The sequence below is a fragment of the Pedobacter sp. Leaf216 genome (genome assembly GCF_001421515.1).
Classification (GTDB): domain Bacteria; phylum Bacteroidota; class Bacteroidia; order Sphingobacteriales; family Sphingobacteriaceae; genus Pedobacter.
The window spans coordinates 101430-117051 of the sequence record NZ_LMKM01000001.1 but is presented as its reverse complement, the minus strand read 5'-3'; the positions used below and the strand labels follow the sequence as shown (position 1 = coordinate 117051).

Genomic DNA, 15622 nt, shown 5'->3' with positions numbered 1-15622 from the left:
AGGAATTAAACTTTTTTAGCGATAAACTGCTCAATTATTGAGCAGCTATTAAGGCTTTTAGCTTTTCTTCAAAAATAATGGACTTGGTTTTAAACTGCGGATCGGAGAGGGAAAAATTTGCCATGGCATAAACGATTTTTCCATTCTTTCCAACCAGAATATTGGATGGAAAACCATGGTTGATATTTAGCTTCCGGATTTCATCCTTACTCAAGGATAAAATTTCGTATTGATAAGCATTCTTTTTTTGAAAGCGTTTGGCGCTCGAAGGAGCATCATGCGTAATTCCGATAAACCTAACACCTCTTGCAGCGTATTTGGCTGCAAGTTTGTTCAGTTCGGGCATTTCAGCAATACAGGGAGGGCATTTTTCAAACCAAAAATTAATTACCACTACCTGGCCTTTAATATCAGCATTTGAAAATGGCTTTTTATTAATGGTTAATCCATTAAAAGCAGGCAGGTTTTTTCCAGATAGATCCTCAAAGAATGTTTCTTGTGTTGCCCATCTAATTGGCGCATCCTGCGCAAACGAGGGTAGGCTAAAGACAATGAGTAGAAGAATCAGGCAAATTTTCATCAGGCCTAAATATAAAAAAAAGTCCCGCCAAAAATGGCCGGACTTAATGGTTTGTTTGGTTTGGAAATTCTTATTTAAAGGTAACTGAACCATATTCGGTTTTAACAGATACGTTTGCTGTGCCACCGCTACCAATTTTGCCCGAATATTTTTTGGTTTCATCATCTTTGCTCACCGTTGTTGAGGTTACATTAGAACCATATTTAAAGCCTGCATATGATGTTGAAACATTGAAATTTGCATTATAACGATCTGCAAAACCCAATCCCACACTTACATATTCCCCGCCAAAGGTAAAGTTTCTGCAGGCAGGTGTAATTTCATTTACACTTAAGCGGTTATAATCCATGTTAATGTTGGCATCGCCATTTAATGTGCCCAAAGTTACATTTGAATATTCTGCATTTACCGCTATTTTACCTGCCGATGCAATATTTAAATCACCATAGGCCTGTTTAACAACTGTATTTCCTTTAACCGTATTGATATTTACCTTTGCATACTCGGCATTTAAAAGCAGGTTGCCGCCAATGGTACCAACTGTTAAGCCTTTACCGTATTGTATTTTAATATCGGCCGATTTTCTGATGGTATTGATATTTACAGCAACATATTCCGCATCAAGTTGTAACGTACCCACAGCACCAATGGTTACAGGGCCATTGTATTCATGTTTTACTACAGCAGCATTTAAATCCTGGATATCGCATTTGCCGTATTGAACATTAATGTAGTTGTTTATATTACTTAAATTTCCTGCAACCAGATTGCCGTATTCTACCTTTAAAGAAGTTGGCCCAGAAAAATTACCCAGTTCTACATTACCATATTCCTGCGACACTGTTAATGGGTTTACAGCCGGCATAAATACAACATAGTTTACTTTAACTTCTCTGCGCCAGGTGGTTACGCCATTTTTTACGCCACGGCCATAACGTCCGTTTCTATCACCCATATTTGTTCTAAAAGTTACTACGTCGCCATTTTTAGTGGCATCAATGCTCACCCCATCAATCAGTTTTTGTACATCATTGTCAGAATTGCTGTAGGCTTTAATATCTACATCAACACGCACTTCTCTTTTGTCCCAGGTTTTAATTAAAATCGAACCGAATTGATTGTTCAAATTTATTTTATCATTATTATCCACACTGAAACTTTTACTAAAAGATTTAGAACGCTCAGCATCGTTCCCCGTTTGTTTATAGTTTGATGTATTTACCATCGCCAATGTCGTCGATTTGTCGGTATATACGATTGTTTTCTCTGATGGGCTATTCACCACCAATTCCTGCGCATCAACTTTTACGGCGATTAAAGCCATAAAGGCTAATAATATATTTATTGTTTTCATGTTGTTAGTTTTTAAACACCTTTAAGCTTAAAGCCTGCCGGCTGGCAATAAGCAATTCGGTGAGGTGAGCGTAATGTAATTTATTGAGCAGCAGATATCAAGATTGATTTCCCTGCTATTTTTACTTATTTAAATCTGGTTAACTCTCTTGTAATCGTCAACCTGGTTTATGATTAACAACTGTTGTTTTAACAATTGCAATTGTATTTCGCGGTTTTTTACCATCGCTTTTACCACAAAAGTTTGGTTTGGCGAGGTTGGCAGTTCTGCTTTTAATCTTTCATAATCTTCATCAAGCTTTTTCAGATCTGCAGTAAACTTTTTATATAGTTCAGGGTTTGCAGAAGCAAAAATGGCCAAGCTATCTCTTTTTTCGGTAATCAATCCTGCAAAGTGGACTTCTTTTTTGGCGTAAGATGCGCTAACGTCGGCTATTTCTAAATCTTTGTTTTGTAGCCTGCCTGCGTACAACCAAATTAAACCGAAAACCACTACAACCGCTGCTGCTGCACTCATCCATAAATATAGCTTTATCGGTTTTTTTTTCTTTTTTTGATCTAACTCCTGTTCAATCTTTGCCCAAAGTCCGGCCGATGGCTCCATTACATCGAATGCTCTACGGTTTTCCTTTACAAAGGTTTCTAATCTATTATTCATCTCTCATCCCTTTCTGTTCTAAAATACTTTTTAACTTCTTTTTAGCCCTCATGTACTGCGTACGGCTAGTGTTTTCGCTTATTTTTAAAATGTGTGCAATCTCTTCATGGTCATAACCCTCTAAAAGATATAAACTCAATACCACCCTGTAACCATCTGGTAATTGGGCAATGGCCACTCTAACTTCATCAGCCTGTAAGCGCACTTCACTGTCATCAAAACTGTCTTCATCGGGCACTTCCGATATTTCGTCGGTACTTACAAATTCCATTTTGCGTTTGCGCAGATAATTAATGGATTTGTTGATCACAATCTGCTTTAACCAAAGTCCGAATGTGGTTTCCTGCCTAAAATCAACAATTCTGGTAAAAGCATCCAAAAATGCTTCCTGTAAAACATCTTCCGCCTCTTCTTCGTAATTTAAAATACGCAGCGCCACATTATACATGGCCTTTGCATACAGTTTGTACAATTCAAACTGCGCTGCCCGGCTGCCCTGCATGCATTTTTTTACGAGTTCTAGGTTTTTATCGATGTATACTGCTTCCAAAATTTCGAATATTCAGATTATAAGACATAAGGGATTTTAAAACGTTGCATCAAGGTATAAAAAAAGTTTAAAAATATGTTAATCTGGCTTTTAGCTAAAAATATCCCGGTTAAATAAAAGAAGGATACTGCCTATGAAATGCTGTCCTTTCGTTCCAAACAAATAATAATGTTTTACAGTTGATTGAAAATGATCAGGTTTGTGCGTTTGGCAATTGCTGTCCGGCTTTCCKGTACGSGTTCCGATGAAGGATCGGAAGCTCTTCCCTACAATCGGGTATGTTTGAGAAAGTTTAGTGCCCTGAAGCAAACCGCGGTTAACTAAACCCGACAGCAGCGAGCATTCCGGTCCTTCATTGGGATAAAGCGAATGGCGGGGCTACAGCACCTATGAAATGCTGTCCTTTCGTTTCCAAACAAATAATAATGTTTTAAAGTTGATTAAAAATGATCAGGTTTATGCTTTTGGCAATTGCTGTCCCGCTTTCCGGTACGCGTTCCGATGAAGGATCGGAAGCTCTTCCCTACAATCGGGTTTATTTGGGAAAGTTTTGTGCCCTGAAGCAAACCGCCGTTAACTAAACCCGACAGCAGCGAGCATTCCGATCCTTCATCGGGATAAGGCGAATGGAGGGGCTACAGCGCCTATAAAATGCTGTCTTTTCGTTTCCAAAACAAATAATAATGTTTTACAATTGATTGAAAATGATCAGGTTTGTGCTTTTGGCAATTGCTGTCCCGCTTTCCGGTACGCGTTCAGATGAAGGATCGGAAGCTCTTCCCTACAATCGGGTTTATTTGGGAAGGTTTTGTGCCCTGAAGCAAACCGCCGTTAACTAAACCCGACAGCAGCGGGCATTCCGATCCTTCATCGGGATAAAGCGAATGGCGGGGCTACAGCACCTATAAAATGCTGTCTTTTCGTTTCCAAACAAATAATAATGTTTTACAGTTGATTAAAAATGATCAGATTTGTGCTTTTGGCATGTGTGGAATATCAGCTGCCTGATCATCATAAATTTGAAATCCCTGATACAAACCATTAACTTCATGCCATGGAAACCGATTTAATCATTTCAGCAATAAATGAGATACACCAAAAAGCAAACCAGGCTTTAGAAAATAAGGATGTAACGAATTACGCCGCTATATTTAGTGAAGATTTAACTTATACGCCTGCTGAAGGTGTTACACTTAATAAGCGCGACTATACGATTGATTTAAAAAAGTATTTTAATCAAATTAAAGAAATCCATACCAGTTATTATCGCATTAAATCATCTTTTGAAAATGAAATTTTTACCGAAAAAATTGCGCGCAAATCGGTTGTTTTAAAGCCGAACCTGCTGATTTTTTCTAAAAAACAGACCGTACAAACTGAAGAAATTTACCATTGGAAAAAAATTAAAGCAGAGTGGAAGGTTGTAGCAATTGAAATCGTATTGGAGGAGAAATATTAATTATGCCGAATGAAGAAATACTTTCGGAAGGAATGGTAAAATAGTTTTAGCTGTTGTTCTATCTTTAACTCAGACCCTGAAATGAATTCAGAGTGACGACCTTAAGTATGAATTCATCTTGTTTCAGATCTTTAACTCAGAATTTAAATGAATCCAGAGTAATGACTTGCATACATATTTCTCTTATTTCTGTTTCTCAAAAAGCCTGTTTCAAAAACCTTTGCCTATAGCATTAACTTTAAAACAAAATCGGTATTTTTGCCGCTTAATTTAGATTACAATATATGTTAAGAACAGTAACTTGTGGTGCATTAAACCTGAATAACTTAGGAGAAAGTGTTACGCTATGTGGTTGGGTACAAAAATCAAGAGATTTGGGCGGTATGACTTTTATCGACATCCGCGACCGTTATGGTATTACTCAACTGGTTTTTAACATGGATGATAATCGTGAGCTTTGCGAAGCCGCACGTACCTTGGGTCGTGAATTTGTGATTAAAACCACGGGAACTGTGGTAGAAAGAAGTAACAAAAATCCAAAAATGGCAACCGGTGATGTAGAAATTAAAGTTTCTGCTTTAGAGATTTTAAATGCTGCAAAGTTGCCTCCTTTCATGATCGATGATGAAACTGATGGTGGTGATGAGTTGCGCATGAAATACCGCTATTTGGATTTACGCCGTAATCCGGTTCGCAATAACCTGGTTTTACGTCATAAAATGGCACAATCGGTCCGCCGCTATTTAGATGCTTTAGATTTTATTGAGGTGGAAACGCCTGTTCTGATTAAATCTACTCCAGAGGGAGCAAGAGATTTTGTGGTGCCTAGCCGCATGAATGAAGGTGAGTTTTATGCATTGCCTCAGTCGCCGCAAACTTTTAAACAATTGTTAATGGTATCCGGTTTCGACCGTTATTTTCAGATTGTAAAATGTTTCAGGGATGAAGATTTAAGAGCCGACCGTCAGCCTGAGTTTACCCAAATTGATTGTGAAATGTCTTTCATCGAACAGGAAGATATATTAAATACTTTTGAAGGTTTGATCCGTACTTTATTTAAAGAGGTACGTAATTACGATTTGCCTGAAGTGCCGCGTATGCAATATGCAGATGCCATGCGTTTATATGGATCTGATAAGCCCGATACCCGTTTTGCAATGCAGTTTGTAGAGCTTAACGATCTGGTTAAAGGAAAAGGTTTCCCTGTTTTTGATAATGCTGAACTGGTTGTAGGTATCAATGCAAAAGGTGCTGCTAGCTATACGCGTAAGCAATTGGATGAACTCACCGATTTTATCAAACGCCCGCAGATTGGTGCTACAGGTTTGATTTATGCCCGCCATAACGATGATGGAACCATTAAATCATCTGTAGATAAATTCTTCAATGAAGAAGACCTTAAGCAATGGAGTGAAGCTTTCGGAACGGAAAAAGGCGATTTAATATTAATCTTGGCGGGTTCTACTGATAAAGTACGTAAACAATTAAACGAACTCCGTTTAGAAATGGGTAACCGCTTGGGTTTACGCGATAAAAATACATTCTCTGCCCTTTGGGTATTGGATTTTCCACTTTTAGAGTGGGATGAAGAAACTGAACGTTACCATGCAATGCACCACCCATTCACCTCTCCAAAGCCTGAAGATATAGCCTTATTAGATACCGATCCTAAAAATGTTCGTGCCAATGCTTACGATATGGTTATCAATGGTACTGAAGTAGGTGGTGGTTCAATCCGTATCCATGATCGGGCCTTGCAGGCCTTAATGTTTAAACATTTAGGTTTTAGTGCAGAAGAGGCGCAAAAGCAATTTGGTTTCTTAATGGATGCTTTCGAATTCGGCGCACCTCCACACGGTGGTATAGCTTTCGGTTTTGATCGTTTAACCTCAATTTTCGCTGGTTTGGACTCTATCCGCGATGTCATTGCATTCCCTAAAAATAACTCCGGTAGAGATGTGATGATCGATAGTCCGAGCACTATTGATGATAAGCAATTGAAGGAACTGAAAATTAAGACAGATTTATAAAATAGATCCGTCTTGCTGAACTGGTTTCATCATCTCATTAAAAGACCCTGAACCCCGATTTAAAATCGGGACACGATGGTGAAACGCATAAAAAAAGCCTCAGAATTTAGAATCCTGAGGCTTTTTTATAATATAATTAGCACTTTGCTTATCCAATGAACCGATTGTTAATGAATCATTAGACTAATACGTTTCACTATCTGGCGGAATGCCATAATCGATAAATTTTTTATCTTTTTTCTCTTTCTTTTTACCAAACCAGCTTTTTACCGAATTAAAGATCGCCGATAAATGCTCTGCATCTAATGATTTGCCTACCTTGCCCGATACCAATCCAACAGCTGCCTTGGTTAAAAAGCCAGCCCCTCTGAATATGGTTTTGTTCATAAAGAATGGTAACAGCAATGACATGGCGGTACCGCTAATGTTTAGTTTTTCATCAGCTTTGAATAAATTATTAGGTGTAGCATATCTTTTAATCAATGCGCCCAATGTAAACTGTTTCAAATAGGCCTTTGCATCTGTTTTAAGCATATTTTGCTTAAGCGTATATGCTACCTTAAGTTCTAATTTTTTTGCCTGCAGGTTTTCCAGGTTGCGGATATCTTTATACCTTTTCATCTTCCTCCTTATCTGCAAGTTTATCAAAGTATTTTCTAATGGCAATATTGATAATTGCTTTCTCTATATATTTATCCTTGGTTAAATATACAATTATGGCCAAAAGGATATAAAATAAGGAAACACAGCCAAATCCTCCCGCGTAGCTACCTAAAACATCAGATAAGTACAATGCCAGCGTTACAGAGCCAAATAAAAAGGCTAGTATAAAGCAGACAATAACAGTGGTACTGGTTACTAAATCGGCAAATATTTTCGATACTTTTTCTACCAGATAAAGTCTGGTGTATTCAACCCTGGCTTCCAAAAAGCCTTTGGCGTCTTCTACCAGATCTTCAATACTTTTATCTTTATTTTCCTGCATAATTCAGATGAGGTTTAACCGGGCAAAATGCCCGGCTATACAAGTTATTTACTAAGCGTGCTCTACGTCGTCGCTATATTCTTCTTCTACACTTCTTAATTTCGTTTTAATCGAGCTTACCACTTTTTCTTTTAAACTGGCAAGGTTATTAATTTCGTCAGCAGCTTTATCCTTGATAGAATCACCCAAATCTTTTAGCGATTGGCTTAATTTATCACGGGTTTCATCACCTTTATCTGGTGCGAACAAAATTCCTAACGCTGCACCTGCAGCTAATCCTGCTAAAAGCGCAACTACAACTTTTGAGTTATCATTCATAATTATCTATTTTAAGGGTTTAACAATCAAGTACAATATAAAACTACTACATTATTTTATTGTTAAGCTATATTTATAACTCACTATGCTCATTATTTGTTTTAATTCTTTCCAATCTTTCTGATGCGAGCGTACTCGTCTCATAAATTTTAACAAGCAATATAAAATAAGATAAAAGTAGCGGGCCAAAAACAAGGCCTAATATTCCAAATAAAGGAATACCAATAATTACGCCAATTACTGTAATTATGGGATGAATGTTGCCAACTTTTTTTGCAATAATGAATCTGAGTACATTATCGATATTAATTACAACTACAAAACCAAAAATAAGCATTGCCCAACCTGCAAAATTATTTCCATTTGCAATTTGTAAAATAGCTGCAGGCACAAAAACAACAGGGGGCCCCAAAACAGGTACAAAAGAAATAAAGGTGGTAATCACTCCCCAGAATACAGGATCTTTGTAGCCTAAAACATAAAATGATAGACTTACCAATGATCCTTGCACCAAACAGATTAATCCTTGCCCAAGTACATTTGCATAAGTTGTGTTTTTCATTTCATCACCAAAACGAAGTGCATTCTGTTCTCTGAAAGGAGCATATTTCACTAAGGAAAATTCGAACTTTTTTCGCTCGATGAGCATAAAGTAGAGTAAAAAGTACATTACCAGTAAACTCAATATAATATTTACTGCACTCGAAATCAGTGAGGGGAAAAGCTGTGTAGCCCAGTTACCCAGTCTGTTTAAGCCATCCTGAATAAGTTCCTGATTAATTTTTACCGGTATAAGGTGCTGTAGCTTAACCAGAATGTTTTTAAAGAAAATCTCATTATTCCGCAACTCTGAAATTTTACTGATTACCATACTACTCAATGCATAGAATGGCAAAACAATTAAAATAATGCTGATGGTGATGAGCAGAATGGCGACAAACCTTTTATTCCAACCTTTATTTTCTGCCAGATGAATATAGGCTGGGCGCATAATGGTATAAAGTACCAATGTGCTTAATATAGCACTAAAAATACCTTGTAGAGAATACGCAATTAACACCCCAAGCGCAATAATAATGACAAGATTAATGTTATTACGCTGTTTGTAGGAGAATACTGACATGTTTAGATAATAGGTACTCTTTAAATGCTAAAATGATCGATTTTGTTTTTCGAATTTAAAATTTATATATGATCATGAGACATGGCCAGCTTGAATTTTTTATAGCGTGTTTTTCCATCTAAATTAAATTTTTCGGGTCTTAAGTGTTGACAAAGTAAATTGCCTTTACACCTCTAAAATAGCTGGACATTCAGCATTCTGTATCGCAATAATTAATTTCTCTGGTTAACTGAGTAATCGCTTGTATTGCAAAACGATTATTTTCCTACAAATACAGCTTTTCTTTTTTCTACAAATGCAGTTACCCCCTCTTTAAAATCGGCAGTTTCAAAGCATTTTCCAAATGATTCAATCTCAACGGCAAAGCCATCAGCATCATTTACCGATGCAATTACTGATTTTATTGCTGCTGATACCGCTAAGGGTGCACGTTGCTTAATTAAATTCAAAATATCCTGTGCCTTGCTTATTAAATCTTCTAGGGGTACAACATAATTTACAAGTCCTATTTTCTCAGCTTCAGTTGCGGTGATCATATTTGCGGTAGTAATCAATTCTATGGCTTTGCCTTTTCCAACCAGCTGGGTTAACCGTTGTGTGCCACCATAGCCTGGTATCAGACCTAAAGTTACTTCTGGTAAACCCAATTTTGCATTATCAGATGCGATACGCATGTGGCAGGCCATGGCAAGCTCAAGTCCACCGCCCAAGGCAAAACCGTTAATTGCTGCAATAAATGGTTTTGGAGAAGTTTCGATGGCATTAAAGACCTCGTTTTGCCCTTTTTTAGCCAATTCTTCTCCCTGCTCACCATTATAATCAGCAAATTCTTTGATATCTGCACCTGCAACAAAGGCCTTTTCGCCTGCTCCGGTTAAAATAACGCCTCTTACTTCATCAGTATTTCCGGCATAGGCAATGGCTTCTGCCAGTTCTGATAAAGTATCTTTATTTAAAGCATTTAAAGCTTTTTCGCGATTTATAGTAAGGTATAGGATGTTTTCTTTTACTTCTGATATTAAATTCTGATATGCCATAGCTTAAAAATTTCTGTTTTCTGTAACCCAGTTTTGAATATATTCTACAATGCTTGCCATAGTGGTACCTGGTGGAAATAACTCACCAACCCCCATGCCGGCAAGTTTTAACCGGTCAGCTTCCGGAATAATCCCTCCACCGGTTAATAACACATCATCCATCTGTTTTTCTTTCATAAAATTGATAATTTTCGGAAAAACGGTCATGTGTGCACCCGAAAGGATCGATATACCTATTGCATCAACATCTTCTTGTAATGCCGTGTTAACCACCATTTCTGGAGTTTGACGTAGGCCGGTGTAAATTACTTCCATACCCGCATCGCGAAGCGAGGTTGCAATTACTTTGGCACCTCTATCGTGCCCATCCAAGCCAACTTTAGCCACTAAAACACGGATTGGCCGATTTAATGCTTTGCTCATAAATGAATATTAAGTTGATGTAAATGTATTGATTTTATTAGGTAATTGAGAAATAGGATAAATGTGTACTCTGGTTGATGACTCATTGTTTTTAGCTGTGGTTTTTGTAGGCTATTTGGCCCATAATACTAAAGCATTTGTATTTTCATCGTACTATAATGAAGTTCTGAACCATTAACGATCAACCATGGGTTAATAAACCTATAATCATTGTATAAATCCGCTCAATCTTTTTACCTTTGCATTCCTAATTTACAGGTTTTTATGAGTGAAGAGAAGTCATTGAACTTTATTGAAGAAATTGTTGAGAACGACTTAAATAGTGGTAAGTATGAAACCTTGGTTACGCGTTTTCCGCCGGAGCCTAACGGTTATCTGCACATCGGCCACGCGAAAGCAATATGCTTAAATTTCGGACTAACACAAAAATACGGCGGTTATACCAATCTGCGTTTTGATGATACCAACCCGGTAACTGAAAAAACCGAATATGTAAACAGCCAGCAAGAAGATATTAGATGGTTGGGTTTTAACTGGAAAAACGAATTATATGCGTCAGATTATTTTGACGAGCTGTATGGTTTTGCCGTTGAACTGATCGAAAAAGGTTTGGCTTATGTTGATGAGAGTTCTGCAGATGAAATTGCGGCTTTAAAAGGCACGCCAACCGAACCAGGACAGGATAGCCCATACCGTAACCGTAGCGTTGCAGAAAATTTAGCCCTTTTTACGAAAATGAAAAATGGTGAGTTTGCTGATGGTGCTTATATTTTACGGGCTAAAATTGATATGGCAAGTCCGAATATGTTAATGCGCGACCCGATTATTTATCGCATCAAACATGCTGAACATCACCGTACAGGCAACAAATGGTGCATTTACCCGATGTACGATTTTGCGCACGGACAAAGTGATAGTATCGAGCACATTACACACTCAATTTGTACCCTGGAATATGTTTCGCACCGCGAACTTTATGATTGGTTTATCGAAAAACTGGAGATTTTCCCTTCAAAACAATATGAATTTGCGCGTTTAAACCTTACCAGTACGGTAATGAGTAAACGTAAGTTGTTGCAACTGGTTAACGAGAATTTAGTAAGCGGATGGGACGATCCGCGTATGCCTACAATTAGTGGTTTACGCAGAAGGGGTTTTACCCCAAAAAGCGTACGTGAGTTTTGCGAGCGAATTGGTATTGCCAAACGCGAAAATTTAATTGAGTTGAGCTTATTGGAATTTTGTATCCGCGAAGATTTAAATAAAACAGCTAATCGTGTAATGGCGGTTCTTGATCCGATTAAACTGGTGATCACAAATTACGAAAAAGGCACGGAAGATTTAATTGGCGAAAACAATCCTGAGGCAGAAGATGGTGGTGGTACACGTGTAATCCCTTTCAGCAACGAACTTTGGATTGAGCGTGAAGATTTTATGGAAGTACCTGCAAAAAAATGGTTCCGCCTGGCACCTGGCGCAATGGTACGCTTAAAATTCGCTTATATTGTGAAGTGCGAAGATTTTGTTAAGGATGAAAATGGAAACGTTACTGAAATCCGTTGTACCTATATCCCAGAATCAAAAAGCGGTAACGATACCAGTGGCGTAAATGTGAAGGGAACCATCCATTGGGTGAGTGCACCACATGCTAAAACAGCCGAAATTCGTTTGTACGATCGTTTGTTTACCTCTGAAACCCCTGATGCGGAAGAAGGTGATTTTAAAGATTACCTGAATCCTGAGAGCTTAACAGTATTACCAAACGCTTATATTGAGCCAGCTTTGGCAGATGCAGATTTGGAAGGCCGTTATCAGTTTATCAGAAAAGGCTATTTCTGTTTAGACAAAGATTCTACTGCCGATAAATTGGTTTTTAATAGAACGGTAACACTGAAAGATACATTTAAAAAGCCAAACTAGTTTTTACTATTTTTAGGCGATACATAAGGCACAGATGAACACAGATTATTGTGGATTATCTGTGCCTTTTTATGTTATCTTAATTTAGGTGGTCAATAGAAGCGGTCTGCATCAAAAAATTACACTATTCTTTCTGCAATAAACTTTTGACCTTCATTCTCCGGCCTTATAAATCGCCTCCCCGATCTAATATTTTGTATACACATTGTAAAGCACCAAAACATCTACCGGTGTTAAGGTTGGCGTAATATCGCTTTGGATAAAGTGAATCTTAAATGCGGTAATTGCAGCGGCAAGATTACTGGTATCGTAACCGATATATTTTAAAGCCATTTCGGTGTTAAAATCTGCAGGTGGATTTTTTAGCACATCATCATACCAATAGCCAAAACCTTTATCTGCCAGTTTTTTCCAGGGGAAATTTTTTGGGTCATTTTTACGTTTTGGGGCTATATCGGCGTGACCAATAAAATTTGCAGTTGGGATAGAATAAGTTCTCTTTAAGGTAGCCAGTAATTTAATCAAACTATTAATCTGTGCATCGGGCCATGGATCAGTCAAGCCATTGTTATCCAGTTCAATACCGATAGAAGAAGAATTTAGGTCAGTATCTTTTCCCCATTTGCTTATGCCGGCATGGTTTGCACGCAGATAATCATTTACCATATGCACTACCTTCCCATCGCGACTGATTACGTAATGTGCGCTGGTGCCAGCTTTGGTTGAAAAGAATGTTTTGACCGTTTGTGCTAAACTATCCTGTGCGGTATGGTGAATTACTACAAAATTTGGTTTGCGTATCCCAAAATTTACAGAACCAATCCAGGTTTGATTTGTTGCCCCTAGTGAATCGTAAAGTTGACCAACCGGAGGTGTTGTGCCTATTATTTTAGAAAAATCTTTAGCTTTTTCTTTATAAATTTTTTCTGTTGCAGCATATTTACTACTTCCGCAACCAGATAAAACAAGTAGCAGCGGAAAAGCGAAAATAGTGGATAAATTTAATGTTTTGGGATATAACATGGGCATGAATTGTTAGCAAGTTGAAGTTACAAAGTTATGTGAAACTTCATCCAATGCATCAAACTTTATACAAAGCTTTCAAAATTTACTAATTTAGCAGCGATATACATCTATAATGAAGAACTTATACAAATCATCCATATTATTATCAGCCCTGGCATTTGCAATTGGCTCACTGGCATCTTGTACGGGCAATAATAAGCCTTCTGGTGAAAAAAATGTTGTGGTAAAAAATGATAGCCTTACCAATTACGTTGCACAGCGTTTACCCATTTACGAAAGGGTTAAGCTGACCACCAATATTAATCAGCTGAGTATAAACGACCGCAAAGTTTTGCCTCTTTTGATTCAGGCTGCAGAAATTATGGATGAGCTTTACTGGAAACAGGCTTATCCGCAGAGAGATAGCCTGCTTGCTACCATTAAAGACGAAAAAACACGCGATTTTATAAACATCAACTACGGCCCTTGGGATAGGTTGAATAACGATAAACCTTTTGTTGAAGGTGTTGGTGCCAAGCCTGAAGGAGCTTCTTTTTATCCTTATGGCATCACTAAGGAGGCGGTTGAAAAATCAGATCTTGCCGATAAATTTGGTGCCTATTCTGTTATTCAGAAAGATAGTACAGGCAAGTTATCTACCGTACCGTATCATGTTTTATTTGCTGCTGAATTGCAAAAGGTGAGCTCTTTATTGAAACAAGCAGCACTAATTGCCGAAGATAAAGGCTTGAAGAAATACCTTAATTTAAGGGCCGATGCCTTGGTTACTGATAATTTTACGGCAAGTGATTACGCATGGCTGGATATGAAAACCAATGGATTGGATATCATTATCGGGCCGATAGAAAATTATGAGGATAAACTTTTCAATGCTCGCACCAGTTACGAAGCTTACGTACTGATTAAAGATAAAGAATGGAGCAAGCGTTTGGCAAAGTATGTAAAAATGCTCCCTGAACTTCAAAAAAACTTGCCTGTTGCCGCAAAATACAAAACGGAAACTCCAGGAACTGATTCTGAATTAAATGCTTATGATGTAGTGTATTATGCAGGAGATTGTAATGCCGGATCGAAAACGATTGCCGTAAACCTTCCTAATGATGAAAAGATACAGCAAGAAAAAGGTACGCGACGTTCGCAGCTTAAAAATGCAATGCAGGCAAAATTTGATAAGATCCTGGTACCAATTTCTAAAGAATTAATTGAAGCTGACCAACAACAATATATCAAATTCGACGCTTTTTTTGCCAATGTAATGTTCCACGAAGTTGCACATGGTTTAGGCATTAAAAAAACCATTACCGGAAAAGGTTTTGTACGTGCGGCATTGAAAGAACAATACAGCTGGTTGGAAGAGGGGAAAGCCGATATTTTAGGCTTGTATATGGTTACCGGCTTACTTAAAAAGGGAGAACTACAAGGTGATATAAAAGATTATTACACCACGTTTATGGCTGGTATCTTACGTTCGGTACGCTTTGGCGTTTCTGAAGCACATGGAAAAGCAAATATGCAGTGTTTCAACTACTTCCAGGAAAAAGGGGCATTTGAAAGGACCGCTAAAGGAACATATAAGGTCAATTTTGAGAAATTTGCCACAGCTATGAACGATTTAAGTGCTTTTATTATTACACTACAGGGTAATGGCGATAAAGTTGCCGTAGAAAAAGCGCAAAAGGATAAAGCTGTTATCCATCCGGAACTTCAAACAGATCTTGACAGGTTAACCAAAAAGAATATTCCGGTGGATGTAGTTTTCGAACAAGGTGTAGATGTACTTGGTGTAAAATAGAGATTTCCTACCAAAGAGTTTAAAAGCCATAGGTAAGCAGGTACTCACTTGTTTAACTGTGGCTTTTTTGCTTTAAAAATGCGTCAATGTTAAAATGGTTTCATTATTCCCTGCGCAGGCGTGAACATTAAAAGTACGTTGGTAGCTGAAGTGATTAAATTGCTTTTTGCCTCAGCAGTGCCGATTAATTACAGCAAATCAAAACAATTGCTCCCCTACCAAATTAAGATGGGAATTTATTCTTGAACTCTAATCTTGGGACTATTATCATTTAATCCTATATTAAAACCTTCAACTTTTTCAAAAACCTTGTAACCTTTTTAAAATACGGTCGTCTTACCTATAACTTGACAAGCGGAAACCTTTCG

At 37.8% G+C, this 15622-nt stretch carries 15 protein-coding genes; 4 read left to right on the top strand and 11 right to left on the bottom strand.

The window, feature by feature from the left end:
- Positions 1–34 precede the first annotated feature (34 nt).
- The 4 genes from ASE74_RS00530 to ASE74_RS00515 all read right to left on the bottom strand — a co-directional run bounded on the left by ASE74_RS00530 (position 35) and on the right by ASE74_RS00515 (position 3141).
- Positions 35–580, bottom strand: a complete 546-nt coding sequence (locus ASE74_RS00530) for a peroxiredoxin (protein WP_162235768.1) — start codon at positions 578–580, stop codon at positions 35–37.
- Between the two features lie 70 nt (positions 581–650).
- Positions 651–1934, bottom strand: a complete 1284-nt coding sequence (locus ASE74_RS00525) for a hypothetical protein (RefSeq protein ID WP_235525977.1) — start codon at positions 1932–1934, stop codon at positions 651–653.
- 129 nt (positions 1935–2063) lie between these two features.
- A complete protein-coding gene (locus tag ASE74_RS00520) occupies positions 2064–2591 on the bottom strand; it encodes a hypothetical protein (protein WP_235525975.1) in 528 nt (175 codons plus the stop codon).
- Positions 2584–3141, bottom strand: coding sequence for an RNA polymerase sigma factor (locus tag ASE74_RS00515; RefSeq protein WP_082458594.1), 558 nt, complete (start codon positions 3139–3141; stop codon positions 2584–2586). The genes ASE74_RS00520 and ASE74_RS00515 overlap by 8 nt, the downstream gene beginning before the upstream one ends.
- A gap of 1054 nt (positions 3142–4195) precedes the next feature.
- Here ASE74_RS00515 and ASE74_RS00510 point away from each other — a divergent pair.
- Both ASE74_RS00510 and aspS read left to right on the top strand, forming a co-directional pair.
- Positions 4196–4600 (top strand): hypothetical protein, encoded by a 405-nt coding sequence (locus ASE74_RS00510; protein WP_055902781.1) that lies wholly within the window; start codon positions 4196–4198, stop codon positions 4598–4600.
- Between the two features lie 284 nt (positions 4601–4884).
- Positions 4885–6630: an aspartate--tRNA ligase gene (aspS, locus tag ASE74_RS00505; RefSeq protein ID WP_055902778.1), complete on the top strand. Its 1746-nt coding sequence runs from the start codon at positions 4885–4887 to the stop codon at positions 6628–6630.
- 183 nt (positions 6631–6813) lie between these two features.
- Here the strand turns inward: aspS and ASE74_RS00500 are convergent, their stop codons facing one another.
- From ASE74_RS00500 to ASE74_RS00475, 6 genes are all read right to left on the bottom strand, one after another.
- On the bottom strand, positions 6814–7251 hold the full coding sequence (locus ASE74_RS00500) for a hypothetical protein (protein WP_055902775.1): 438 nt from the start codon (positions 7249–7251) through the stop codon (positions 6814–6816).
- Positions 7238–7615 carry a phage holin family protein gene (locus ASE74_RS00495; RefSeq protein WP_055902772.1) on the bottom strand — a complete coding sequence of 126 codons (378 nt, stop codon included), beginning with the start codon at positions 7613–7615 and terminating at the stop codon, positions 7238–7240. Before ASE74_RS00495 ends, ASE74_RS00500 begins: the two co-directional genes overlap by 14 nt.
- 51 nt (positions 7616–7666) lie before the next feature.
- Entirely contained in the window at positions 7667–7933 is a 267-nt protein-coding gene (locus tag ASE74_RS00490) for a YtxH domain-containing protein (protein ID WP_055902768.1), read from the bottom strand.
- Positions 7934–8006: 73 nt separating this feature from the next.
- Positions 8007–9056 (bottom strand): AI-2E family transporter, encoded by a 1050-nt coding sequence (locus tag ASE74_RS00485; protein ID WP_055902765.1) that lies wholly within the window; start codon positions 9054–9056, stop codon positions 8007–8009.
- A gap of 257 nt (positions 9057–9313) precedes the next feature.
- Entirely contained in the window at positions 9314–10093 is a 780-nt protein-coding gene (locus ASE74_RS00480) for an enoyl-CoA hydratase/isomerase family protein (protein ID WP_055902763.1), read from the bottom strand.
- Between the two features lie 3 nt (positions 10094–10096).
- A complete protein-coding gene (locus ASE74_RS00475) occupies positions 10097–10516 on the bottom strand; it encodes a cobalamin B12-binding domain-containing protein (RefSeq protein ID WP_055902760.1) in 420 nt (139 codons plus the stop codon).
- 264 nt (positions 10517–10780) lie between these two features.
- On the opposite strand from ASE74_RS00475, the gene ASE74_RS00470 reads away from it, so the two are divergent.
- Positions 10781–12436, top strand: a complete 1656-nt coding sequence (locus ASE74_RS00470; protein ID WP_055902758.1) for a glutamine--tRNA ligase/YqeY domain fusion protein — start codon at positions 10781–10783, stop codon at positions 12434–12436.
- Between the two features lie 186 nt (positions 12437–12622).
- Here the strand turns inward: ASE74_RS00470 and ASE74_RS00465 are convergent, their stop codons facing one another.
- On the bottom strand, positions 12623–13459 hold the full coding sequence (locus tag ASE74_RS00465) for an N-acetylmuramoyl-L-alanine amidase (RefSeq protein WP_055903083.1): 837 nt from the start codon (positions 13457–13459) through the stop codon (positions 12623–12625).
- Between the two features lie 115 nt (positions 13460–13574).
- On the opposite strand from ASE74_RS00465, the gene ASE74_RS00460 reads away from it, so the two are divergent.
- The gene (locus ASE74_RS00460) at positions 13575–15254 is read left to right on the top strand and encodes a Zn-dependent hydrolase (protein ID WP_055902754.1); all 1680 of its coding nucleotides are present in this window, start codon (positions 13575–13577) and stop codon (positions 15252–15254) included.
- The last annotated feature ends 368 nt before the right edge of the window (positions 15255–15622 follow it).